This is a genomic window from Variovorax sp. P5_A3 (assembly GCF_056400665.1).
The window spans coordinates 115,895-138,011 of sequence record NZ_JBFUKW010000021.1; the positions used below are offsets into that span (position 1 = coordinate 115,895).

Consider the following 22,117-nt stretch of genomic DNA (forward strand, 5'->3'; position numbering starts at 1 on the left):
GCTCACGCCTGGTGTCCGCGCCAGGGCAGCGCACGGTTCTCGGCCCACTCGAAGGCGGCATTGAGCAGCAGGCCGAGCACGGCAAGAACCACCAGCCAGGCGTACATCTTCTGGATCTGGAAGGCGCGCTGCATGTCCAGGATCAGGAAGCCGACGCCGTTCTCGCCGGCCAGCATCTCGGCCACGACCACCAGCGTCAACGCCAGGCCGAGGCTGACGCGCATGCCGGTCGCCACCATCGGCAGCGCCGCCGGAAGGACCACCTTGAAGACGACGGCGAGGCGCGTCAGCCGCAAGGTACGGGCCGTGTTCAGCAGCACCGGATCGACGCCGCGCACACCCTGCAAGGTGTTGATGAGCACCGGAAAAAAGGCCGCGAGGGCGACGACGAGAGCATCGTTTCGAGTCCGATGCCGAGGAACAGGAAGAGCGGCGGTATCAAGGCCGGCTTCGGAATCGGCCGCACCAGTTCGATCAACGGCTCCATCAGCCGGTGGACGGCGTCGCTGCGCCCCATGGCCACGCCCAGCGCGATGCCGCAGAAGCAGGCGATGGTGTAGCCGGCTGCCATCAGGCCCAGCGTCTGCAGCAACGGCTGGACCAGAGACTCGCTGCGCACGATGTCCGCCAGCGTGGCCAGGATCACCGAAGGCGCAGGCAGCAGCGCCGGATTGAAGAAGCCGGTGCGCCCCAGTACTTCCCAAGACGACAAGGTCAACGCGACCGCGGCCACCCCAGGGGCCCAGCACCGCCACCGCAGCGCGTTCATGATCTCTGCCCCCGATTCAGCAAACGCTCCATGAGCGAATGACGCAACGCGAGGAAGCGCGGTTCCTCACGGCTGGCGATGGCGTCGCGTGGATGGGGAATGCCGGTTTCGATGATCTCCTCGATCACGGTCGGCCGCTTGGAAAGGATCGCGATCCGGTCGGAAAGAAAGACCGCTTCGTCGACATCGTGCGTGACCAGAATCACGGTCAATGCATGCTTCTGCCAGAGTTCCAGCACCAGTGCCTGCAATTCGACGCGGGTCAGTGCGTCAACAGCGCTGAAAGGCTCGTCGAGCAATAGCACGCGCGGGTTCGCGGCCAGAGCCCGTGCGATCGCCACGCGTTGCTGCATGCCGCCCGAGAGCTGCCAGGGATAGCGTTTCTCGAAGCCCGCCAGTCCGACCAGGCCCAGGTACTCCGAGGCCCGTTCGCGCACCTGCTGGCGCGAATAGGCGGCGTCGGACTCGAAGGCCAAAGCCACGTTCCCGGCCACCGTGCGCCAGGGCAGCAGCGACTTGGCGTACTGCTGGAACAGGTAGACCATGCCTTCCGGCGGCCCAAGCACCGGACGTCCGCGAAAGTGCACCTGCCCGGTACTGGGCGCCATCAGCCCGGCGATGATCTGCAGCAAGGTCGATTTCCCGCAGCCGGAAGGCCCGAGGATGGCCAGGAATTCGCCAGCTCGAACTTCGAGTTCGATGTCGCGCAGCGCCAGCAATTCGCTCTTGCCGCTGTCGAAGGTCTTGCCGACGTGAGAAAGCCGGATCGCGTCGCGTGCCGGATGCGCGCTGGGCTCCTTCGATTGGCCCGGCATCGTCACCCGCACGGCGCTCAGTTGTGGGTTCTTCATGGTGTCGCCTGCAATTCGAAGTCGGATGTAGGGGTGCGCGGTGCGTTGGCTTCGAGCGCCCTTTCAAGGGCGTGCCCCAGAGCGAGAAGCCGCGCATCGCGGCCGTGCGGCGCGTCGAATGCGATGCCGACCGGCAGCCCGGCCTTCGTCATGCCCGCTGGCAGCACCAGGCAGGGCAAAGCCGCGATGCTGGCCGGAGACACGTTCTGCCCGAAGGCCTCGCGCGCACTCATCGAGAAGCCGTCGTCCCGGGCGACATCCGGTGCCGGCGATACGCGGGCGCCTCCCGTTGCGGCGACGGGTGCGGCGATGCGCAGCACTGGATGCATGAGCGCCTGCACGCGGTGCTGCACGAAGTAACGATGCATCGCTTCGCTCAGTGCCATGCGGCGCCGAAGGGCTGCGTGGTAGGCCTGACGCGATGCGTCGGTGCCGATGCCGCGCTGGCCGGCGAGCAATGCCTCGGTCAGGTCGGCGCCGGCGAACCTGATCAAGTGCTCCATCGACACGCCGCCGGCGCGCGCCGCCAGCCAGTCGGGCAGCGCGGTCGCGGACTCGTGGCTGATCAGGACGGGGGCGATGCCTTCGGAGAGTTCCTGCAAGCGCGGAAGGTCCGCCTCCACCCAGGTCACGCCGTGCGCCGCGAGGCGTTGGCGCGCCTCGCGGAACACGCTTTCGACCTCCGGTTCGAGGCGCGACAGGTAGTAGTGCGGCGAGATGGCGATGCGCACGCCTTCGAGCGTGTTCACGGGCGCTTCGGCAGGTTGGCCCGCCATCACCGAGTCCAGCAGGGTCAGGTCGGCTGCGCTGCGCGCGATCGGGCCCAGGGTGTCGAGCGTGTGTGACAGCGGCACCATGCCTTCGGTCGGATAGCGGCCGACCGAGGGCCGAAAGCCAGCCACCCCGCACAGTGCGGACGGGATGCGGATTGAGCCGTTGGTGTCGCTGCCGATGGCGGCGGGCACCATCATGGCGGCCACGGCCGCCGCGCTGCCGCCGCTGCTTCCGCCGGCCAGGTGCTGCGGCGCGTGCGGATTGCCGACACGGCCCGAGTGCGGGTTGTCGCTGGTCCAGCCCATTGCAAGTTCGTGCATCGAATTCTTGCCCAGCAGCAGCGCACCCTGGGCGAACAGCCGTTCCGCGACACCTGCATTGCGCCTGCTGTGCGCATCGGCCAGGGCCGCGGTGCCGGCGCTGGTCGGGAAGCCGGCGCTGGCGATGTTGTCTTTGAGCGCGAGCGGAACGCCATGCAGCTGGCCGAGCGGCCCGCCGGCGGCACGTGCCAGGTCGGCCCCTCTCGCCGCCGCCAGCAATGCAGGCCCATCGACATGGACGAAGGCGTTGAGCCGGGCGCCGTCGCGGCAGCGCCGGAGAAGCGCCGCAGCATAGTCCTCCGACTTTAGCGAGCCTGTGCGCAACAGTGAAGCGGCCTGCACCAGCGTGAGCGCATGCAGCGCGGCCGCCGGGTCACCGGATCGAGCGGTGGCCATCAGCCCCAGACCACCGCGCCGTTCGCATCGACGCCGATTTCGCGCGGGCCATCGGCGCTGGCCGCACCGTCCGTGGTCGCGCTCTGCGAGATCCCCTGGATGGCGATCGCCTTGGCAGGCTTGCCGGCCGTTCCAGCCAGTCGCTTGCGCTTGAGCGTCTGGTTGGGTTCCGAGTGGTAGTAGCGCTCGACCGCCTCGATGTCGGCAAATTCGATGATGATGAGGCGCTTGGGATGCCAGTCGCCCTCGATCGGTCGGTAGTCGTTGCCGCGTACGAGAAATCGGCCGCCAGCGGCCACCACGTGCTCGGTGACCTCCCGCTCGTATTCGGCCAGGCTGGGGCCGTCTTCCACGTCGAGCTCAATCACGAAATATGCAGTCATCTGTCGATCCTTGAAGTTCCGGAGCGCGCACTGTCGGTGTGCGCGCTGTTGCAGGGGAACTTCAGTTTCGGCTTCGTGACACCTCGGCGTCAAACTGCCGGACCAATACGCCAAATAGCGAAACGCAATGCGCTTGGGGCGAAGTGGAAGCGAGCGGCTGGACAGGCAATCGGATTGCGCTCAGCTGCGTTACTCGCGTCGGTTGGCGAGCGCTCGGCGGTGGCGCGTGGCTACCGAGTAGCCGTCAGTCCGTCGACTGCGATGTCGTAGTGGCAGGCAATCCAGTGGGCCTCGCCCACGGCCCGCAGCACCGGCCGCTCGGCCGCGCAACGTGTTGTGGCGTGCGGGCAGCGCGACTGGAATCGGCAGCCGGCCGGCAAGTCGATCGGCGAAGGGATTTCGGCCAGCGCCAGCGCGGCGGGTGCACACTCGACCCGGCTTTCGCTGGAGGCAACCAGTGCGCGGGTATAGGGATGGCGCGCGCTGCCGACCACCGCTTCGCGGGTGCCCGGCTCCATGAATTCACCGAGGTAAAGCACGCCGATCTGATCGCTCATGTAGGCCACCACGGCCAGGTCGTGCGAGATCAGCAGGTACGTCAGGCCGCGCTCGCGTTGCAGGTCTTTCAGCAGGTTCAGGATCTGCGCCTGGATCGACACGTCCAGCGCCGACACCGGTTCGTCCAGCACCAGCGCCTGCGGCTGCAGGCCCAGCGCGCGTGCGATGGCCACGCGCTGTCGCTGGCCGCCGCTCAGTTCGTGCGGGTGCCGGCGCGCCATTTCGGGCGCCAGGCCTACCAGCGTCAGCAACTGCCCGGCCCTGGCCAGCACATCGCTACGCGCGACCAGTCCGTGCACGCGCAGCGGCTCGCCGATGATGTCGGCGATTCGCATCTGCGGACTCAGCGAAGAGTACGGGTCCTGCAGCACCGGCTGCACCGTCCGGTGGAACGCCTTGCGGCGCGCGCCGCGAAGGTCGGCCAGGTCATGGGCCCCGACCCGGATGCGGCCGCCGCTCGTCGGCTCGGCTCCCAGGACCAGGCGCGCCAGCGTGCTCTTGCCCGAGCCGGATTCGCCCACCAGGCCGAAGGTGGTGCCCGCCGGCACCTCGAAGCTCACGCCCGGCCCATTCCATTATGTCGACATCCCGCTTGCCGCTGCGACCTACGACGAACAGCGAGACTGCCACTACGACAAGGACATGCGACGCGTTCCAGAAGCGACGTGCGTCGTGGCCAAGATCTTGGAAAACGTGCGCATATTTGGCGATCGTGGCAAGGCCGACGCGGATCGGCTGGTAGCGTTGAAGTATGTGGTGCACTTGGTAGGCGACATCCACCAACCGATGTATGCGGTGGACAACAATGATCGCGGCGGAAACAGCGTGGGCGCCATTTACTTCGGCCAGAGAACCAACCTGCACGCTGTGTGGGACGGCGGCATTATCCGGCCTTCTACATCGGCCCTACGTAGGGCCTGAGGACACACTTCCGACGGAGAGCTGCGCGCAGGACTTCTACTGCGCGGCCCTGTTTCGCGCATTGAAATATCCCAAGGGCTTCGTGGGCGTCTTCGGCAGTTCTGCAAGCGACAGCAGGAGCACTTTGGCCGACCCGCGGCTGGCCGCGACCAACGATCACCTGTACGCAGGTATCTACGAATTTGCGAGGAAGTGGACGGCTGCCAGGGGAGCGGACTATCCGATCCTGACCGGCGCTGGCCCGGGTTTGATGCGTGCGGCCAATGCAGGCGCCGTGGACGCGGGTGGAGCGAGCATCGGGTACACGACCTACTACGACCCGCAGCACAACTACATGCAGCGTTTCAAAAGAGCGCCGACGGCAAGCTCCTGGTCACTGACGGGCTGATTTTCACGAGCGATGTTGCGCGCGAAACTTCCCTGCTCTCGCACTCGAAGGTGATCGTCATCGCCCCAGGCGGCTCCGGCACAAGCTGGGGGTTGTTCCAGGCCCTGGACACGCTTCGCAACAAGCAACTCACCTCGGCCCCGATGCTGTTGGTTGGCGAGGCCCGCCACTGGGGCGTCTTTTGCGACTGGGTCGACGACATGAATGCGCGCGGCACGCTGGCTCGCGAAAAATTCGATGCGGTTGCGCGTCGCGTGGATGATCTGAAGGTTTTGGTTGATGTCGTGACCGCCGTGCTCGACCCGACAACCGGAGGGCAGGCATTCAAATCACTGCCAACATGCAGCGGCACGCCGAAGCCCTGAGACTGCTGCCGGCCAAGTGTGATCTACGCCGACCCGGCCAGGGTCCGCAAGGGTATCGCGGAGAACGCAATAAGCCACACACAGGCCCCGGCCCTGAAGGGGGCGACGTTTCGAGCATCCACCGCTGCGCGCCCGAAAACCCTGTCAGCAAAGCTCGCGATCACGAAGGCCGTGGGAGGGCGCGTCCATCGGCGCCGCGGATCCGCCGATTACGCCGGGTGCGCAATACCGACTTCGAGCGATTTCGGCGCCACCGGCGCCCTTGAGTTCGGCGCGCCGCACGAGTGCCGCTCGAAAAAATTCTCGAATCACAATTATGTATGATGGTATCATATAAGATACTGATGGAAGTCATTTTCTACGCTGACAGCAATGGTGATGAGCCGTTGACAAAATGGCTGCACAAGCTGCGGGATGTACAGGCGCGCGCCATCATCTTGGCCCGCCTTCGTCGAATTGCAACGACCGGGGTTCTCGGCGACTACAAGAGCGTCGGAAAAGGCGTGGGCGAACTGCGAATCGATCATGGCCCGGGCTACAGGGTGTATGCCTATCGAGACGGCCCGTTGGTCCTGCTGCTTCTGTCGGGGAGCTCCAAAGGCGATCAAAAGACTGCCATTGCCCAAGCAGTTGCGTATTTGAAGGACTGGAAGGAAAGGAACGCATGATGTCAACGAGCAAGAAGTCTGCCGGCCGTCGGCTGGATGAAGTCGTGGGGGAGTTTCTTCAAACCCCCGATGCGCGGGCCGCCTACGTGGAGGCTGTGCTTGCCGACGGCGACTTGGCAACGCTGCGAGCGGCGCTGCGCGACGTGGCGCGTGCACAAGGCATGGCGGATGTCGCGCGGCGCGCCGGAGTGGGCGAGAAGTCGCTCTTCCGCGCTTTGGGCGATGCAGGCAACCCGCGTCTCGATACGTTGTACAAGGTGCTGGCTGCCACTGGCATGCGCCTCCACGTCACTGCTGCGTGATTGGAGCGCGCTGAGCTGCAATTGCGGCGTGAAATCTCCAGGCGGGCGCTGCGCATCGGGCATGCGCTGTCGCCGGACGACATGATCATCACGAACGGCTGCACCGAAGCCGTGACCCTGGCGCTGACCGCCGTCGCCAGGCCCGGCGACACCATCGCGGTCGAATCGCCCACCGATTGCTCCACACGCTGGAGGTGCTCGGCCTGAAGGCCCTGGAGCTGCCCACCGACCCAACCCACGGCGTCAACATCGACGCTCTCGCCCGGCTGCTCGACACCGAACCCGTAGCCGGCTGCATGCTGTCGTCGAGCTTCAGCAACCCCTTGGGCTCATTGATGCCCGAAGCGAAAAAACGCGAACTGCTCGCCGTGCTCGCGCGGCACGCCGTGCCGCTGATCGAGGACGACGTCTACGGCGAAATCCACTTCACCCGCGAAAGGCCCCGGCCCTTCATCGCACTCGACGGTGGCGCCAACACGATTTACTGCAGCTCGTTCTCGAAAAGCCTCGCACTTGGATGCCGCATCGGCTGGATCGTGCCGGGAGCCTTTGCGCAACAAGTGATGGACCGCAAGCTCTCCGGAAGTTCAGCGAGCCATTCGAGGTGGAAGCCTTGACGTTTCAGCGCTGGCCGTCTCGGCGCCCGTGGCCGATCGGCCTACTTGGTGATGTAGCCGCCATTGATGAGGATGGTCTGCCCTGTAATCCACCAGCCGTCGCTCACCAGATGGCGAATGAACGGCACCACGTCCTCGATGTCGGTCGGCCGGTTTTGCTGAACCCAGAGAGCGCCGCCGCCGTCTTGTGGTACGCCACCGCATCGGCACCTTCGGCTGGATAAAAGAACGGCGTGTCCATCGGGCCGGGACCGACCGCAGTCACCGAGATGCCGCGCGCCGAACTCCTTGGAGGCCGCGCGGGTGAAGTGCTCCACCGGTGCCTTCGTGCCCGCATAGGCGGCATAGAACGGTGTGAACGCCCCGAGCAACGATGTGACGACCGTGCAGATCTTGCCGTTGTCGTTGAGATTCTTACCCGCCTCCTTGAGAAAAAAGAAGGCGGTCTTGGAGTTGACCGCCGTCATCTCGTCGTACTCGGCTTCGCTGATCTCGGCCATCGGCTTCTTGAGCACCTTGCCCACAGTGTTGATGGCAATGTCTGGCTTGCCGACTGCGGCGATGGCGTCTGCGAACAACTTCGCGACGGCACCGGCCGTCGTCAGGTCTGCCTGGATCGCCGCGCCTTGCGCTCCTGCGGCCTTGATTGCGGCAACCGTGGCATCGGCCTCGGCCTTGCTGCTCGTGCTGTTGTAGTGAACGGCCACGGCCTTGGCGCCTTGCTGCGCCAGGTCTCGGGCGATCAATCCGCCGAGATTCTTGGCCCCGCCTGCGATAAGGACGGTCTGGTAGCGCGAGTGCGAAATTGTGCGTTTTACCGTCGGCCAGTGAGCGCTCGTAGGCCCGCCCCTTGATTTGATTGAGCAGCACGTTGCGACTCCAGCCAAAGCGTGCGGTCGCCCTCAGGTAGTACAGTCGTTGTGCAGGGTCGTCGAGCTTGGACAGCAGATTGACATGGTGGCCCCACGGCACCGCCTCGACCATTTCTCGCACAGCTTGTGCGAGTTCCGGCTGGTCGGCAGCGATCAACGCCTTGGCAGTTCGTGCATGCTTGGCATCGGGCTTCCTTTCTCGCACAACCTGTGCGAGAAACTCCGGCGCTGCATAGTGCTCGTGGAACTGCCGCATGCGCCACAAACTCGCCGCTGAAAACCCACCGGTCCCGGGGAAAGATGCCTTCAGGTCGCGTGCGAGGCGATCCACCACCGCATCTCCCCACCCCCGGGTCGCTTGCTGTTCGCGGATGGCCTGTCCGATGTCCCAGTACAAGGCCACAAGTTCACGGTTAACTGCTCGCGCGGCGGAAAGACGCGCACCGTCTATTCGGCGTTTCAGGTTTTCGACGAAGCGGGCGTAGTCGAACAGGGTAGGGGCGGAGGTAGTCACCACTCAGATGTAGTTCCTCGCGCGGGGGGTCTTCGCTCGCGCCCCACCAAGGGTACCGGGCTGAATGGGCGCACGCCCGCGGACTTAGCCACACCGAACCAGACAAGGGATCTTGGCCCGAAGGATCCACACGTAGACCCCTTCTCCTCTAGCGCGAAGGCGACACTACCCCGTTCCCCTACTCGATCGACGGTTCAAAACGCAATTATGTAAAGTCCTGCTGGCCTCGCTAGCGCTGCCGCTGGCGGAGGGCAGTGCCTTGTCATGATAGCGAACGAAGGCCTGCTGTGCAGTTGCAAAGCGGTCATTCAAGTCGATGAGATTTTCTTTAGCGGTGGCAATCCACCTGCCCAGCAATGCTGCAAAAGTCAGCCGTTCAACAGCCGCCCTGATTGGGGTTCAGCGATAGTAGGCGATGAAAACAATCGTGGCAATGCACATGACCGTGTTGCCGATGTGCACGAGCAGCAAGCCGTTGAATTTTCGACCATTGTTTTCGTAGATGCTGGCCGACATCGTGATATTGGCGAGCACCCAAGCGCCCCACGTCCAGAGGTTGTACTGACTCGAGTTGGCACTGGCGACTATCGTGAGAATCGTCGGCACGTACGTAAAGACGCGAATGCTGCCGAAGAGGTTGGTCGCCATCTCCAGTAAGCGCCGATATGCCGAAGAATTCGGCCTTCTCGTTTCCAGCACCAGCGCGCGGGCCTCGTGGCGGGCCTTGCGCTTCATTTGCGTCCAGATCCGACGAGGAACTATGTACCAGCCATCGTGATCGAGGGCGTCCTGAATCGACCTTGGCTGAAGAGCCCCAAGCGCGCCGACGCATTCCTCGTGCGTGCCACGCTGACGAACCATCCAATCTTCGTTGTGCGCGAGCACGTATTGAACCCGTTCGTTCAGTGTTTGCTGAAGCGACATTCCGCGAAGGCCTTTGGACCGAGACTCGGGCGACTCGTCAAGGTCGTGCACTGGCAGGCTAAGGTCAGAGGCGGGCGGTGAAAAGGGAATCTTCACTGGCCGACGATTACCTGGTCACGGAGCGCCGCGAGTTCATCGCATGGGGCCGGGGCAAGGACATGGACGCCAACGGTGTGCGGCAGTTGATAACAGTTGCATCAAGGCGCAAACTCGGCCTCGATGAAGTACCGCTGCTCCGCGAGCCACGCGCGCATGCGCCCCGAATCGCCGTCGAACATGCGGTCCTCTGAGAACTTCTTCGTGTAATCGCACCGGTATGTGTCGTCCACGCTCAACTGCTGCCGCAATGCGCGCCGCTCGCACTCGTAGATCACGGACGTGAGGCGTTGAGGGGTCGACTTTCCTGCGTCGAGAGGCACAATGGGCGCAAGCTGCCGTTGGGAGTGAGCGGCTGTATGCAGAAGCACAAGAAGAAGAACTGTTGGCAACTTGACCATGACAAAGCTTTCTTTTTGGGGGTGAGCCTGTGAAGGCAGAGCGCTGCCGTACGCCAATCGTTCGCATGCGAGCCCGGAGGACAGCCGTACGGCATGCATGACGCTACCTCGGTCATTCGCCCAGCACGCACAGGCGATGCCACTGCACGACGCGATGACCGCAGTACTGCGCGACGATGCGGCTGACCTGTTCCGCGTGGTCGGACACGTCCCAGCGCCTGTCGACCCATTCCAGCGCCTCATAGAGGTCGTTCGAATCGCCCGTCAGGTCGTACCTGTCCATCAGGGCGCTGCTGAGTTCGAGGTTGGAGCGTTCGTCACCGCTCGCCGCCTGGTGGCGCAGTGAATCGAAGCGGGAATCCGTGGCAACAGATGTGGCGCCACCGTTGGGCAGAGGACGCTTCATCGCTGCCTCGACATGCCCGGTCGGACTGCGCCAGGCAAGCGCCAACAGAACGCAGGCGAGCAGCGCCACGACGTAGCGTGGGGAGGTCCGCCATGTGGCAGTGGTCAGGTATCGAAGGGATCGATCGAACATTGACAAGCTCTCCTTAAGATAAGAGGCCCTATGTGAAGTTGAAGCAACCTTGGTTCATCAAAAAGCCAAGAACAAGCAATAAGGCCTCAGGCTTGATGCATGCTCTGAAGGTTGCGTTTTCAAAGCCGCACGAACGCCGTGGCCGACGCCCGGCGCGCCTTCAGAGCACCGGCGGCAGCGCGCGGCGCGTCTCCTGCGCGCGTTCCCAGGCAATGCTGCGGCGCTCCAAGTCGGCCGGATCTGTGGCTTCGCCGAGGAAGCGGTCGCGGGCCAGTTCGGGGTCCGAGCCAGCCACCCACTGGGTCGCGTGGGTCACCGCCTTGTGCAGTTCTCCCATCAGCGTGGAGGCTTCTGGCACGCGCGGTGTGGTCTCGTGGTCGGCGTCCAGGACTTCGAAGTTGGCGACGGACGGGATGGTCTTGGCGGTGATCATGAAAGTCTCCTTGGGTTGAACAACGGAACGATCTGCGGTGGCTATCCGTTGAAGGCATGGTCGTGGTGCCTGAGCTGCCCGGCGCGCCAGCGTTCAATACTGACCGGCGGGCCCTGGCGTCGTTGTGAGATGACTCAAGCAGACGGCCGCCGACCGGGCCGCGCTTGCGAACAGGCCTCCGCCCCAGTCAGGTATGCGTTGGATCAGGCCCGGGCGCGCGCACGGCAGCGCCAGAAGCAGGCCGTGGACAACCTTGAGGAGCCCCACCAGGTGCGTCGGCCCGGTGGGCCGTCGAGCAGTTGCGACTCCGCTGGCAACTGCCCTACTTTTCGTAGCGCACGACGCCGTCCCATCGGGACAGCTGCTCCGGGTCTTCCAACTGTCTGCACTGTGCTTGCAGCCAGAGCACGCGGGGATCGTCTGCCCACGCGGGCGCGCCAATCGCCGCTTGGAGCTCTTTCAGATCGGCTATCTGGCGCACCCCTTCCAGCATGCACAAAAGGGCCTCCCAGCGTGCTGCATGGCCGGCCGACGACAGGCTTCGTGTGGGATCGAGCACCTCATAGACATTGACGAGGGTTTCCATGCCTGCCAAGGCCACGCGGGCTGCACGAACAAATGGCGTGCGTTTCACGTCCAGAAGCCTGGCCACCTCTTCGGTGACGAGCAGCGGCGCGTCGAGTCGGCCGGGTTTGGTGAGCGTCTCCACACGGGATGCGCAGTTGACCGAAGTGCCCAGCAACCCGTACTTGAAATGCCGGCTCGATGTCATCGAACCGGCCAGGACCTGCCCCTTGGCAATGGCGATGCCACAAACCGGGCCGGACGGCGACGACAAGGACTGCAAAGAGGTTGTCTTCAACTGCTCCAGAATCCGCAGCGCGCAGTCAACCGCCAGTCGGGCCTGGCCGGGTTGCTCGAACGGCACCCCCCAAGCGGCGAAACAGCCATCGCCCTGGTAGTCGATCACCGTTCCTTCGTGGGCAAAGACTTCCCGCGAGACGATGTCCATCGTGCTTCGGAGTTCTTTCTGCCATCGAAGCAAGTCTGTCGCCGCCGCCTCGGTGGAAAGGCAGAAACCTCGAAGGTCGAAGATCAGACTGGTGGCCTCCATGATGCGAGGGTCGCCTTCGGCACTCGAGCGTCCGCCAGGGCGCATCAGCAGATCAACGACCTTGGGCGAAAAATACTGGGTCAAATGGGCCTGCCTTTGGGCCACCAGGTGCTGGCGCGTGAGCGTGCTGACTAGGCTGAGGTAACCGGCAGCGATGTCGGTGTTGTTGTTCGGCAAGGTTTGCTCGCCGACGACATAGATCACGATGGGCTCGCCGGCGGTGCTGCGCTCGATCAGGCAGGCCCCGACCGTTCGCGTCGTGTCGTGCACGGTGGCATCGATTTCGGTTGAGGTGGCGTGGTTGAAAAAAGCGACCGAGCCGTCAAGGTGGAGCGCGCCGCCGATGACTCTACGACTGAGCACCGGTGCGCGTTCTCCGTTCAGTGAGTACGTTGCGAGCATGCGCGACGACTCCATGCTCTCCGGATGCGCTTCCACGACATAGGCCGAACTGACGACGGGCGCGAGCACTTGCACCAGAAAGGCGCAAGCCTTCTGCAGCACCTCGCCTTCGGCATGTGCCTCACCGAACAAACGAGGCAGTTCCAGCGCCGATTTCAGGATCAATTGCGGGTCCAGCGTCGCGAAGTTGACCGCCGTCAGCTTGAGCTCGGTGGCCAGCGTCTGCTCGATCTGGCCCCCGAGCTCAAGCACCCGCAGGCGCAGTGGTCCGACCCGCAACTCGTCGTGCAGACGCAGCGCACAACGCTGTCCATGCCCGAGCTTCATGCCATTCACCAGGGTTCCGACCTTGCTGCGATCCTCCATCACCCAGCCTCGTGCGGTAGGGACGAGCTGGGCATGTAGCCGAGACACGCTGCCCTGGTCGGCGTCGATCTGGATCTGGCAGCCGGGCGCGCGCCCGATCGTCACAGGTTCAGCGGTGCGGAAGTCCAGGCGCTTGACGGCACCCGCAGCAGTGGCTTCCAGGATCAGGCGCACGGCACACCCGAGAAGGATGGCGCCGGAGCTGAATCCGTAGCAAAACCCCGTAACTGGTCACAGACTGTGTCGATGTTCATTGATAATGATTTAAGCATTCCATGGTGGTTGCGAAGGCGTCATGTCACAAAAAGAAACTGAACCAGCCCGACTCGATCTCACGGTCGAGGGTCGCGGCGGGTCGTTTCTGGAAATGCTTCAGCAAGCGTCGCCGATCCCCGGGGCGCAGTTGTTGGCCTCGGGCTTTAGACCGCCGCCCGGAACCAGCGTGCTTGACGGCAGATTCAGCATCCGGCGCCAAATCGGCGAGGGCGGCATGGGGGTGGTGTTCGAAGCCTATGACAACCTCAGGCGCAGCGTCGTTGCGATCAAGACCCTGAGTTGGCTCGACCCGGGCAGCGTCTACCGGCTGAAGAACGAGTTCCGTTCTCTGGCCGACATGAACCACCCGAACCTGTGCCGTCTGCACGAGTTGTTCAGCGACGATGGCTGGTTCTTCAGCATGGAGTTCGTCGACGGCGCCCACTTCGACAAGTGGGTGCGTCCCGACGGACGGCTCGATGAACCGCGGCTGCGCGCCGCCCTGAAACAGTTGCTGCAGGGCGTGATAGCGATTCATGGCGCCGGCATGCTGCACCGGGACCTGAAATCGTCGAACGTCCTCGTTCAAACGGACGGGCGCGTCGTGATCCTGGACTTCGGGTTGGTCGTGGACTGGCATGCCGGCGCGGCCGGGCGCCCGGCGGTCGAAGTCGGCTTCAGCGGCACGCCCGGCTACCTGGCACCTGAGCAAACTTCGAGCGAGGCGAACTCGGCTCCGACGACCGCCAGCGACCTGTACGCGATCGGCTCGATGTTGTTCGTTGCCCTGACCGGAAGGCTGCCGTTCGAAGGGCCGCTCCGCGACGTGCTCGAACTCAAACGGCACCAGGCCGCACCCCACGTGCACAGCCTGTGTGCGGGTGCGCCGCACGACCTTGCCAAGCTGTGCGATGCGCTGCTGCAGCGCGACCCCGCAGCGCGGCTTGATGCGGCCCAGGTGCAGGCAGCCCTTGATTGGGCGGACGCGCCAGGCCAAGTGCCTCCCGTACCGGGCCTTGCACACGCGGAACCGACGGGCATGGCGCTGCGGGCTGACATCCTGCTCGGGCGCGAGAGCGAAATGGCCGCGCTGCACGCCGCCCATGCGTCCATGCTGGCCGGCCGTCCGGTCGCGATGTTTGTCAGCGGCGAATCGGGCATGGGCAAGAGTGCGCTGTTGCATGCGTTTCTCGACCAGGTGAGAGCCAGTGGACGCTCGGTCGCGCTCGAGGGGCGCTGCTACGACCGTGAAAGCGTGCCGTTCAAGGCCTTCGACTCGGTGATGGACGAGCTCAGCAGCCACCTGCACGGGCTGACGCGCGAAGAAGCCGGCGATCTGATGCCGCGCGAGATGTACGCCTTGGCCCGCCTCTTCCCCGTGCTCGAGCGTGTCGACGCCGTGGCCCAGGGGCCGAGGAAGGTCATCCCCGATCTCCAGGAACTGCGTCTGCGCGCGTTCGCCGCGCTGAGTGAACTGCTCGGACGCATGCGCGACCGGCGCCCGTTGGTCATCTTCGTGGACGACCTGCAATGGACCGACAGCGATTCGATCGTCGTCTTCGAGTACCTGCTGAGCCAGCCGGAACCGACGCCGTTCCTGTGGGTGGCGACGCACCGCAGCGAAGGCGCCAAGGACAACGCGCTCTTGCAGCAAATCCTGGGTATCGCAGCCAAAAGTCCGCGGGTCGAGTGCCGCTCTCTGCACGTCGGCCCATTGCCGCCGGCAGTTTCGGTGCTGTTGGCGCAGCGCCTGCTCGGTTCGGCCAGCGCAGCGGACTCCGCGTCGATTGCGGCCGAGGGCCGAGGCAGTCCCTTTTTCGTCGGTGAACTGGTTCGCCAGGCGCTCTCGGCCCGGCGGACGGGGGCCGCCCCGACCGCGCTCACGCTGGGCCAGACCGTTGACAGGCACGTCAGCCTGCTGCCTGCGAAAGCGCGCGATGTGCTGAATGTGCTGGCAGTGGCAGGGCGCCCGATGGCAGCGCAGTTGGCCGTGGATGCCGCCGATGCGACGCATGAAGCCCTCGACGCCTTGCTGTTCGAGCGGCTCGTACGCACCGCAAGGGTCAGTGCGCACAGTCGCGTGCTGGAGTGCTATCACGACAAGATTCGCGAGTCCGTGGCCGACGCCTTGACCCCCGACGCCCTGCGCCGCATACACGCCCGACTGGCCGAAGCGCTGTCCGTGCAGGAGGACTCGGAGCCGGAGCACCTGGCGCTGCACTTTCATGGCGCCGGGGACAGCCAGCGTGCCAGCGTCTACTACGAGAAGGCAGGCGATATCTTTGCGGCCGCGCTGGCGTTCGAGTTCGCTTCCCGCCAGTATCGACAGTGCCTGGACCTCATCGGTCCCGACCCTGCGCGGTTCCGGCGTGTGCAAGTCAAACTCGCCGCGATGCTGGCATCGATGGGCAACAGCCGCGAGGCCGCAGAGGTCTATCGCGCTGCGAGCATCGGTGCTCCGCCACAGGAAGCGCTCGAACACAAGCGCGCAGCGGCGCATTTGCTCAGCACCAGTGGATTTACCGACGAGGCGCGAGTTCTGTTGGGCGAGGTGCTTGCCGCCATCGGCCTGTCCATGCCGCGGTCGCCACGGGCAGCGATCGTCGCGGCACTGGCTTCGCGCTTCCTGCTGATGTGCAGAGGACTGAAGATCGACCAAAACGCAGCACCCGGACCAGGCGATCAAGCCCGGCTGGGCGCGATGTGGTCGGTGGTCCAAGGCTCGGTCGGCAACAATGCGTTCGTGATGGTCGACATGGCGGCCCGCTATGCGCGGCTGGCCCTGAACACGGGCTCACGTGCGCATGCTGCGCGGGCCCTGACCATGGAGGCCTACATGGTCAGCCTCGATGGCCTGGGCACGCGCGCAAGGACGGACCCGATCATGCTGCAAGCCGAGCGGTTGGCCAGCGAGGTCTCGCAGAACGAATTGACGGGTTGGGTGCGCCAGATTCGCGGCTGCGTGCTGGCTCACGAAGGTCGGTTTGCCGAAGCCCAACCGGTACTGCAAGACGCCCTGGAGTGGCTGGGCTCGCAATGCACGGAGGTGCCGTTCGAGTTGGCCGGCACCCAGCTCTACTGCGTGAATGCGGCGAATCATCTTGGCGACTATGCCCAGACCTCGACCACGGCGCCTGGCATTGTCGAGAACGCCTTGCGACGAGGCGACCAGTATCTGGCTTGCGGCGTGGTCGGTTTTGCGGCGCCTGCCTTGCTGGCGCACCGCGGTCTTGCCGACGCGGGCACGCGGATCGGTCAGGCCAAGGCCAGCTATCAAGTTCAAAGCATCTATCAATGGGCCGACTACCTGATCCTCTTGGCCGATCTGAACCTGGCGCTTTACGAGGGCCAGCCGGCGCGGGGCGTCCTGCTGACAGCGCAACAGTGGTCGGCGCTTGAAAGATCGCAGCTCCTGCGCATGAAGACTGCGTTCGGGTTGATGAGCTACTACCGAGCCGGTTGTGCACTGGCTGCTGCGCGGCAACGCTCGACGGACGTCGCCGAAGGTCTGGAGATTGCCAGGACAACTGTCAGGCTGATGAACAAGACCCGCCTGCCCCACCTGCCCGGTTGGGCCGCGGTGCTTGAAGCCGGCCTCGCGAGCGAAGGGCGGCAACCGGCTCGGGCGGCAGAGTGGCTGCAGGCTGCGACAGTGACCTTCGACGCCACGGGATTGAAGCTGTACAGCGCCGCCGCGCGGCGCAGGCAGGGGCAGTGGATGGGCGGCGAAGCAGGCCACGCGCTGGTGATCGCTGCAGAGGCCGTCATGCACAGCCAAGGCGTGATCGACGTCGAAGCAACGACCGAGATGCTGGCACCGGGATGCCAGCCGGAGGCCCGCTGACAACCCGCGGGCCACGCTGGTTGCAACACTAGATGCTGATGCTGTTGGGTACCCTGGACGGCAACTGGAAAAGATAGGGAATCGGCCGTTCGAGGTTGCGCTGGTGGATCGTGACCTCGGCCTGCGCCAACGCAGCCTGAAAAGCCTCGAGGGCTTTTTGTGCCGGGCGGTGCGGGAAGTGCGGGTGTTGCGGGTTGCTGGCGTAGTGCCCCAGCACGTCGAACTGGACGCTGCTGAGCAGGTACACGAACGACACCGTGTACAGCGCGACGTCCAGCGGCGGGAGCCACTCCAGGTACTGCGTCTCTTTGTCGATCAGGTCGTCGCGCGTCGGCGCGGCCTTGTAGATCGCCGCGGCCACGCTGGGCGCGAAGCCCGCGAAGGGATATTGACCGTAGTTGACCGACGCGTGCAGAGGGCCTGCGGTGTAGATCATTTGCGCGACGACTTCAACGAGTTGGTCGCGGGTGTTCAGCGCCGCGGGAAACCCTGGCAGATTGCCGTGCTGCGCGGAGCCAAGTTCGTCCACCCAGGCCTTGAGTTCCCGGTCGGTACTGACGGAGTGGTCGTTGATATAGTAAATCGCCACGTAGCCGGTGACGAAATCCTTGATGGCCTTCCACAGCAGCAGCGTGTCGTCGCGAAACGGGTAGGCCGCCAGCTGCTCTACGCCGCGCACGGAAAAGATTTTGTCCGGGCTGTTCTCGCCCCAGCGCCAGGCAATGCGCGCGTCGTTGACCATCTGCAGCGTCCAATCGATGTGGGCGCCGACGTTGGCGGCCACTACGCCACCCGGGACGATGAGGTTGTGTGCTGCGCCATCGTTGATGCAGATTGTGAACCGCAGATGCGGTTCGAGCAGATGGAACAGCGGGTGTTCCTTTGCCAATTGGCGGTGCGTGGCCACCGCGACGGCCTCCATGATCAAATGGCAATCCCCGAGATGGGCGACAGATTCGTGTTGAATCGCGCAGGCCACGTTGACGAAGTACTTGGCGACCTTCCACTTCAGTTTATTGATATCGTTCGCTTCGAAAGCATCGCTCGGGCTGAAGATGGCTGAGCCCGGGGTCTGCCCCAACTGGATCGCGATGGGCTGCAACACACCGGCTTGGCTTTCGTCCTGCCCGTAGGCCAATGGATAGTCGTCGGGGGGTGACTCGTTCCAATAGAACAGGGCGATGGGCGAGGGCAGGTAGCGGTGCTTGCCGTGCAGGCAGCTCTCTTTGGGTTTTAGATCCCCGTCGCCGATCAGCGCGGCGTAGTCGCAGGCGTAGAGCTTGCCGGCTCTGATCATCTCGGCCAGCGAGAGGGTGGTGGGGCCGCCTCCGCTCAGGACAGTCACCGTATCGGGGATCGTCATTTTCGCCTTCAACTCGCTCCAGGCCAGGGCCTTGCTGCCCTTCGCTTTGTCCTGAACGACGCGGCGCAAATTGGTCGTGTTGAAGCCGGCCAGTTGCAGATAACCGAAGAACCAATCCTGCTCGCATGGCTTGCCTTTCTCGGACATCCAACCCTTTGCCTCAATCGCCAACATCTGGGGCGTGGGCAGCGTGGCGATCAGGCTTTCGTAGTCCGCCTCTTTCTTGGCCTGAAGGTATTCCGGCCGCAGCATTTTGAACAAGGTCGACTTCAGAATTGCGGTAGGTCCTTCTTGAACCGACTCGGCGGCGGCTGCAAACATGCCATCGACCAGGTTTTCAACATCCTGCTTGAGTTTGAATAAACCGTCCTCTTCGATTTCCTGCTCCACGAATCTGCGCACATTCAAGGCGAAGTTCTCGGCGATCTGCGCGCTGGTCTGCGCGACCAGCGCGCTGTAGGCGGCGCTGAACTCCTCGCCAAACGGCACGCCCGCGCACAATGGCACCGCATCGAGATTCGGGTAGCTTCGAACGTAGTTGTAGGCCGTGCGGGACAGCGACAGCTGCAACGCGCGCGCGTCCCGTTGCGCCGCGGTGCCTTGACCTGGCAAGGTGGGAATGAGTACGTTCATCGCTGGCATGATGGGTTCTCCGGGTCCGCAGACGGTTTCAAAGGCGCAGTCCGCAAGCGTAACGACTCCGTGGACATTTGCGTGGTTTTAAAGATAGGGCCGGCCCGCCATCACCTGCGCGGTCTGACCGGCGAGTTGCGCCCAGGCCCCGAGCGTTCGAGCAAGGAGAGCGACCGGCGGCCCGTGCCGTTACAGTCTCCGCCTCAGGTGCAAGCCAGGAGCAGGCATGTTTGAAGGGTCGAGGGCAGAGAATTCCGGCGACTTCCTGGCCGAGTTGGCGCGGCTGGGCGAGACGCGTACCTGGGAGCCTGGTGCCTCGGTGGTGACCGAGGGCGACATTGCCGACTGCATGTATCTCATCCACGAAGGCGAGCTGCGCGCGTTCGTGGCCGGGGACGGCGGGCGCGTGGTGGAGCTCAATACGCTGCACGCGGGTGAGATCTTTGGCGAGCTGATGCTCAGTGGTGAACTGCGCTCCGCCACAGTGCAGGTCACCACGCGAGCGCGGCTGACGCGCGTGACACGGGCCCAGGCCGAACGCGTGCTGGCGCAGCGGCCCGAGCTTGCGTTTCAGTTGATCCAGCGCCTGGTGCAGCGCGTGCGCACCCTTACGCGCACGGTGGGCCGCCTGGGTTCGGTGGACGTCTACGGCCGGCTCGTGGGGCTCTTCGACGCCTTGGCGGTCGACGACAAAGGCCTGCGCGTGGTGCCCGGGCCGTTGAGCCAGCAGCGCATCGCTGAGCGCTTGGGCGCTTCGAAGGCAATGGTCAACCGGCTGCTGACCGACCTGACCAAGGGTGGCTACATCGAAGTCTCGCGCGAGCGCATCGTGCTGCTCAGAAAGTTGCCGCCGAAGTGGTGAGGGGGCGAGCTTCGTGACGGCCTGTTTGAGATCGGCGTTGGCCGTCTCGTTCGGGTTGAGCTCCGGGCTATAGCTCGGCAGGTAGAACACCTCGATCTGCTGGGAATCGACTCGATGGCCGCATCCAGCATCGTGTTCACAAGCTCAGCGTCCGGTCGCGTGCCGATCGACCAACTGACGACCTGACCATCGAAGCAGGTCGATCATCGGTGACAGATACATGGGGCTCGCGGCATAACCAGTCCAAGATTTCCACAGCACCCCCGGGGGGGTCAATTTTCGGCCGGCGCCAAGAGGCGTTGGCACCGACTCAGACTGGTAGTCAGCTAAGCGGAAGGAGCGCTGCCGGGACCGGGATCGGGTTGGCAGGGGCCAGTGTTGCAACCGACACATGTGGCCAGCTCAACGTCGCGAAATTGAGAAGGGCCTCCTGCGAATACTGAAGCTGGGTTGTCGCGAGGCTGACGGTCGCCCCGGCAAACTTCTTCCCGGGATCGAATGGAATGGTCACCAGGAAGAGCGGCGTGACAGGCGTCGGAGGGCTGGCTGCAATCGGTGACACGATGAGCGGCGCGTCACCTGCATTCATGGGCGGAATCTTGATTTGGTAGACCACGGTCTCGATGAAGAATGTGGCGTTCAGGATGATCGCCTGCGCATTGGGGCCATTGGCATTGGCGGGAGGCGGATTCTTCCCTAGCAGGAATGCTATGTTCCCTGCTCCGCCACCGAAAAGCGGACTCGCAGGGTCGGTCGAAACGTCGACTTAACCCTTGTTGCGCGGACGGGTTGGGGGGTCCGCTACGCGGCGCGAGGCTCTTGTCCTTCGACATTGAAGCCCGGGTACCAACGTCGAAACTACTCCGCCAGTTCACCGTGATGATCTCCAGCCGTGGCTGCCATTCAAGCGTTCCTTATTGTTGACGAGCTTGGAAGTCGCCTTGTCTACTGCGAGCCCAACGACTCGTCGCGCCTGATGCAAGCTGCCTACTGCGCCATCACCAACGCTGTCATCTGGTACTGGACGCCTTGAACGGTGAACTCAGCTCGACGCCGGAGTGGGGTGAGGGGCTGCCTGCCCGGCGACTGGCGCTGAGCGATGCGCGACGACGACCGGAGGGCAGGTGTCGCACAAGTACGACCATCCCGCTGTACGAAGCATTTGCCGAGATTATTCAGAGATTCAGATTTTTGACTGCCTTTCACGTCCTTCAGCTTCCATGTTGTCCCAGCAATGGCATCTTCGCCTGACCGATGACCAAGGGCATAGTCGGATGAGGGAATGCTTGGCGGGATTGCTCAATAACGCGAGCAACAGCCACGCGTTCGTGAGAGAGCCTATCCACCATTGATTTTGGGCTTTCGAAAAGGTCTTTCTTGGCGCCTGATGGACAACGCAGATGTATCGGCCCTACGAAGCGTCGATGGGGCACTCGTTGACCCGTCGATCGGCACGACGTCTGGGTACCTGACGACGCAAGAGCCGCTGGCGATGGCCGAAAGGTGGCTTGAGGGACCTCGACCTGAGTTGCCAGGCAGATCTCCGACCTGATTAGATCCTGTTAGGTGAACCCAGGCTTTGCCTAAACTCGCCCGGCCCCGAACTGACGACCTTACTGGTGCGCCGTCACGCTCCGCGCACCTTACTTGCGGTTGCGGCCGCGCCTTCTCCCTGCGGGGCGGACCTGCCCGACCCGTATATCTACTTGGACCAAATGATGTTTGCACCACTCGCATGCATCGCATTTGGAAAGCCTGGAGCCTGGAGCCTGGAGGCCTGAAACCTGACGCGGGAGTGCTTGAACACCGCCTGCATGGCCGCAAGCAGTTGTCGCATTCTTGCAAAGGAAGAGAAAAGTAGTCGATCAGGTCGCCATCGCCCGTTTTCTGTTGCAAGCATGACGCAGAGCGCTGGCAATAATTGCAAGAAAAATTGCGCCGTAGGACTCTTCCGACGTAGAAACTGTTATCCGCTATAAGTTTGAGGGCTTCAGATTGAAAAAATTAGATAAAAGTTCTCTTCTGCTTCTTGTTGCGGCGGGCTCATTGGCAGGTTGTGGAGGTGGGGGAAGCAACGGCAGCGCTCTAGCCGCGGCCGGGTCACCGAACACGGATACGGGCTCAGCGATTGCTGCGCCCGCCGACGGAACGCAGCTGGAGAAGAAGCGGCCAGCTCCGACCCCAGCCC

The 22,117-nt window shown here is 63.9% G+C and carries 23 protein-coding genes and 3 pseudogenes; 9 read left to right on the forward strand and 17 right to left on the reverse strand.

Going from position 1 to position 22,117, the window contains the following annotated elements; translation table 11 throughout:
- Positions 1–2: 2 nt before the first annotated feature.
- The 6 genes from AC1D3B_RS26705 to AC1D3B_RS26730 form a co-directional block, all read right to left on the reverse strand.
- Positions 3–362, reverse strand: a complete 360-nt coding sequence (locus tag AC1D3B_RS26705) for an ABC transporter permease (RefSeq protein WP_478193681.1) — start codon at positions 360–362, stop codon at positions 3–5.
- On the reverse strand, positions 311–769 hold the full coding sequence (locus AC1D3B_RS26710) for an ABC transporter permease (protein WP_478193682.1): 459 nt from the start codon (positions 767–769) through the stop codon (positions 311–313). The genes AC1D3B_RS26705 and AC1D3B_RS26710 overlap by 52 nt, the downstream gene beginning before the upstream one ends.
- The gene (locus tag AC1D3B_RS26715) at positions 766–1,620 is read right to left on the reverse strand and encodes an ABC transporter ATP-binding protein (protein ID WP_478193683.1); all 855 of its coding nucleotides are present in this window, start codon (positions 1,618–1,620) and stop codon (positions 766–768) included. The genes AC1D3B_RS26710 and AC1D3B_RS26715 overlap by 4 nt, the downstream gene beginning before the upstream one ends.
- Complete coding sequence (locus AC1D3B_RS26720; protein WP_478193684.1) at positions 1,617–3,110, reverse strand: amidase family protein; 1,494 nt, start codon at positions 3,108–3,110, stop codon at positions 1,617–1,619. Before AC1D3B_RS26720 ends, AC1D3B_RS26715 begins: the two co-directional genes overlap by 4 nt.
- Complete coding sequence (locus AC1D3B_RS26725) at positions 3,110–3,493, reverse strand: DUF1330 domain-containing protein (RefSeq protein WP_478193685.1); 384 nt, start codon at positions 3,491–3,493, stop codon at positions 3,110–3,112. The genes AC1D3B_RS26720 and AC1D3B_RS26725 overlap by 1 nt, the downstream gene beginning before the upstream one ends.
- Positions 3,494–3,723: 230 nt before the next feature.
- Positions 3,724–4,611, reverse strand: a complete 888-nt coding sequence (locus tag AC1D3B_RS26730; RefSeq protein WP_478193686.1) for an oligopeptide/dipeptide ABC transporter ATP-binding protein — start codon at positions 4,609–4,611, stop codon at positions 3,724–3,726.
- On the opposite strand from AC1D3B_RS26730, the gene AC1D3B_RS26735 reads away from it, so the two are divergent.
- The 7 genes from AC1D3B_RS26735 (at position 4,586) to AC1D3B_RS26765 (ending at position 7,312) form a co-directional block, all read left to right on the forward strand.
- Positions 4,586–4,972, forward strand: coding sequence for a S1/P1 nuclease (locus tag AC1D3B_RS26735; protein ID WP_478193687.1), 387 nt, complete (start codon positions 4,586–4,588; stop codon positions 4,970–4,972). The genes AC1D3B_RS26730 and AC1D3B_RS26735 overlap by 26 nt on opposite strands.
- Before the next feature lie 61 nt (positions 4,973–5,033).
- Positions 5,034–5,360, forward strand: a complete 327-nt coding sequence (locus AC1D3B_RS26740; RefSeq protein ID WP_478193711.1) for a hypothetical protein — start codon at positions 5,034–5,036, stop codon at positions 5,358–5,360.
- A gap of 32 nt (positions 5,361–5,392) precedes the next feature.
- Positions 5,393–5,725 (forward strand): LOG family protein, encoded by a 333-nt coding sequence (locus AC1D3B_RS26745; protein WP_478193710.1) that lies wholly within the window; start codon positions 5,393–5,395, stop codon positions 5,723–5,725.
- A gap of 344 nt (positions 5,726–6,069) precedes the next feature.
- Positions 6,070–6,393 carry a type II toxin-antitoxin system RelE/ParE family toxin gene (locus AC1D3B_RS26750; RefSeq protein WP_478193688.1) on the forward strand — a complete coding sequence of 108 codons (324 nt, stop codon included), beginning with the start codon at positions 6,070–6,072 and terminating at the stop codon, positions 6,391–6,393.
- Positions 6,390–6,695: an addiction module antidote protein gene (locus tag AC1D3B_RS26755; RefSeq protein WP_478193689.1), complete on the forward strand. Its 306-nt coding sequence runs from the start codon at positions 6,390–6,392 to the stop codon at positions 6,693–6,695. The genes AC1D3B_RS26750 and AC1D3B_RS26755 overlap by 4 nt, the downstream gene beginning before the upstream one ends.
- 21 nt (positions 6,696–6,716) lie before the next feature.
- A complete protein-coding gene (locus AC1D3B_RS26760) occupies positions 6,717–6,902 on the forward strand; it encodes a hypothetical protein (RefSeq protein WP_478193690.1) in 186 nt (61 codons plus the stop codon).
- Positions 6,890–7,312: an aminotransferase class I/II-fold pyridoxal phosphate-dependent enzyme gene (locus AC1D3B_RS26765; RefSeq protein ID WP_478193691.1), complete on the forward strand. Its 423-nt coding sequence runs from the start codon at positions 6,890–6,892 to the stop codon at positions 7,310–7,312. The genes AC1D3B_RS26760 and AC1D3B_RS26765 overlap by 13 nt, the downstream gene beginning before the upstream one ends.
- 41 nt (positions 7,313–7,353) lie before the next feature.
- On the opposite strand, the pseudogene AC1D3B_RS26770 reads toward AC1D3B_RS26765, so the two are convergent.
- The 7 genes and pseudogenes from AC1D3B_RS26770 to AC1D3B_RS26800 all read right to left on the reverse strand — a co-directional run bounded on the left by AC1D3B_RS26770 (position 7,354) and on the right by AC1D3B_RS26800 (position 13,146).
- Positions 7,354–8,118, reverse strand: a pseudogene (locus AC1D3B_RS26770) (SDR family oxidoreductase).
- 85 nt (positions 8,119–8,203) lie between these two features.
- A pseudogene (locus AC1D3B_RS26775) lies at positions 8,204–8,701 on the reverse strand (DUF1016 N-terminal domain-containing protein); the annotation flags it as partial.
- A gap of 396 nt (positions 8,702–9,097) precedes the next feature.
- Positions 9,098–9,622: a hypothetical protein gene (locus AC1D3B_RS26780; protein WP_478193692.1), complete on the reverse strand. Its 525-nt coding sequence runs from the start codon at positions 9,620–9,622 to the stop codon at positions 9,098–9,100.
- A 197-nt stretch (positions 9,623–9,819) separates the two neighbouring features.
- Positions 9,820–9,951, reverse strand: coding sequence for a hypothetical protein (locus AC1D3B_RS26785; protein WP_478193693.1), 132 nt, complete (start codon positions 9,949–9,951; stop codon positions 9,820–9,822).
- A 280-nt stretch (positions 9,952–10,231) separates the two neighbouring features.
- Positions 10,232–10,657, reverse strand: a complete 426-nt coding sequence (locus tag AC1D3B_RS26790; RefSeq protein ID WP_478193694.1) for a hypothetical protein — start codon at positions 10,655–10,657, stop codon at positions 10,232–10,234.
- 160 nt (positions 10,658–10,817) lie between these two features.
- Entirely contained in the window at positions 10,818–11,090 is a 273-nt protein-coding gene (locus tag AC1D3B_RS26795; RefSeq protein WP_478193695.1) for a hypothetical protein, read from the reverse strand.
- A 322-nt stretch (positions 11,091–11,412) separates the two neighbouring features.
- Positions 11,413–13,146 (reverse strand): FHA domain-containing protein, encoded by a 1,734-nt coding sequence (locus tag AC1D3B_RS26800; protein WP_478193696.1) that lies wholly within the window; start codon positions 13,144–13,146, stop codon positions 11,413–11,415.
- 268 nt (positions 13,147–13,414) lie between these two features.
- On the opposite strand from AC1D3B_RS26800, the gene AC1D3B_RS26805 reads away from it, so the two are divergent.
- The gene (locus tag AC1D3B_RS26805; protein WP_478193697.1) at positions 13,415–17,071 is read left to right on the forward strand and encodes a serine/threonine-protein kinase; all 3,657 of its coding nucleotides are present in this window, start codon (positions 13,415–13,417) and stop codon (positions 17,069–17,071) included.
- A gap of 28 nt (positions 17,072–17,099) precedes the next feature.
- Here AC1D3B_RS26805 and AC1D3B_RS26810 read toward each other — a convergent pair whose 3' ends face one another.
- Positions 17,100–19,076, reverse strand: coding sequence for a lipoxygenase family protein (locus tag AC1D3B_RS26810; RefSeq protein ID WP_478193698.1), 1,977 nt, complete (start codon positions 19,074–19,076; stop codon positions 17,100–17,102).
- 217 nt (positions 19,077–19,293) lie between these two features.
- Here AC1D3B_RS26810 and AC1D3B_RS26815 point away from each other — a divergent pair, with 217 nt between their 5' ends.
- Entirely contained in the window at positions 19,294–19,929 is a 636-nt protein-coding gene (locus AC1D3B_RS26815; protein ID WP_478193699.1) for a Crp/Fnr family transcriptional regulator, read from the forward strand.
- Here AC1D3B_RS26815 and AC1D3B_RS26820 read toward each other — a convergent pair.
- The 3 genes and pseudogenes from AC1D3B_RS26820 to AC1D3B_RS26830 all read right to left on the reverse strand — a co-directional run.
- A pseudogene (locus AC1D3B_RS26820) lies at positions 19,909–20,025 on the reverse strand (transposase); the annotation flags it as partial. The gene AC1D3B_RS26815 and the pseudogene AC1D3B_RS26820 overlap by 21 nt on opposite strands.
- A 226-nt stretch (positions 20,026–20,251) precedes the next feature.
- Complete coding sequence (locus AC1D3B_RS26825; protein WP_478193700.1) at positions 20,252–20,518, reverse strand: hypothetical protein; 267 nt, start codon at positions 20,516–20,518, stop codon at positions 20,252–20,254.
- Between the two features lie 1,401 nt (positions 20,519–21,919).
- The coding region (locus AC1D3B_RS26830) for a hypothetical protein (protein WP_478193701.1) at positions 21,920–22,117 on the reverse strand (198 nt) is incomplete at its 5' end.

What these genes read in the sequence shown, in the direction of transcription:
- AC1D3B_RS26710 (WP_478193682.1), bottom strand. Translation starts at nt 769, where the DNA reads ATGAACGCGCTGCGGTGGCGGTGCTGGGCCCCTGGGGTGGCCGCGGTC.
- AC1D3B_RS26715 (WP_478193683.1), bottom strand. Translation starts at nt 1,620, where the DNA reads ATGAAGAACCCACAACTGAGCGCCGTGCGGGTGACGATGCCGGGCCAA.
- AC1D3B_RS26720 (WP_478193684.1), bottom strand. Translation starts at nt 3,110, where the DNA reads ATGGCCACCGCTCGATCCGGTGACCCGGCGGCCGCGCTGCATGCGCTC.
- AC1D3B_RS26725 (WP_478193685.1), bottom strand. Translation starts at nt 3,493, where the DNA reads ATGACTGCATATTTCGTGATTGAGCTCGACGTGGAAGACGGCCCCAGC.
- AC1D3B_RS26750 (WP_478193688.1), top strand. Translation starts at nt 6,070, where the DNA reads ATGGAAGTCATTTTCTACGCTGACAGCAATGGTGATGAGCCGTTGACA.
- AC1D3B_RS26755 (WP_478193689.1), top strand. Translation starts at nt 6,390, where the DNA reads ATGATGTCAACGAGCAAGAAGTCTGCCGGCCGTCGGCTGGATGAAGTC.
- AC1D3B_RS26780 (WP_478193692.1), bottom strand. Translation starts at nt 9,622, where the DNA reads ATGTCGCTTCAGCAAACACTGAACGAACGGGTTCAATACGTGCTCGCG.
- AC1D3B_RS26790 (WP_478193694.1), bottom strand. Translation starts at nt 10,657, where the DNA reads ATGTTCGATCGATCCCTTCGATACCTGACCACTGCCACATGGCGGACC.
- AC1D3B_RS26795 (WP_478193695.1), bottom strand. Translation starts at nt 11,090, where the DNA reads ATGATCACCGCCAAGACCATCCCGTCCGTCGCCAACTTCGAAGTCCTG.
- AC1D3B_RS26810 (WP_478193698.1), bottom strand. Translation starts at nt 19,076, where the DNA reads ATGCCAGCGATGAACGTACTCATTCCCACCTTGCCAGGTCAAGGCACC.
- AC1D3B_RS26815 (WP_478193699.1), top strand. Translation starts at nt 19,294, where the DNA reads ATGTTTGAAGGGTCGAGGGCAGAGAATTCCGGCGACTTCCTGGCCGAG.
- AC1D3B_RS26825 (WP_478193700.1), bottom strand. Translation starts at nt 20,518, where the DNA reads ATGAATGCAGGTGACGCGCCGCTCATCGTGTCACCGATTGCAGCCAGC.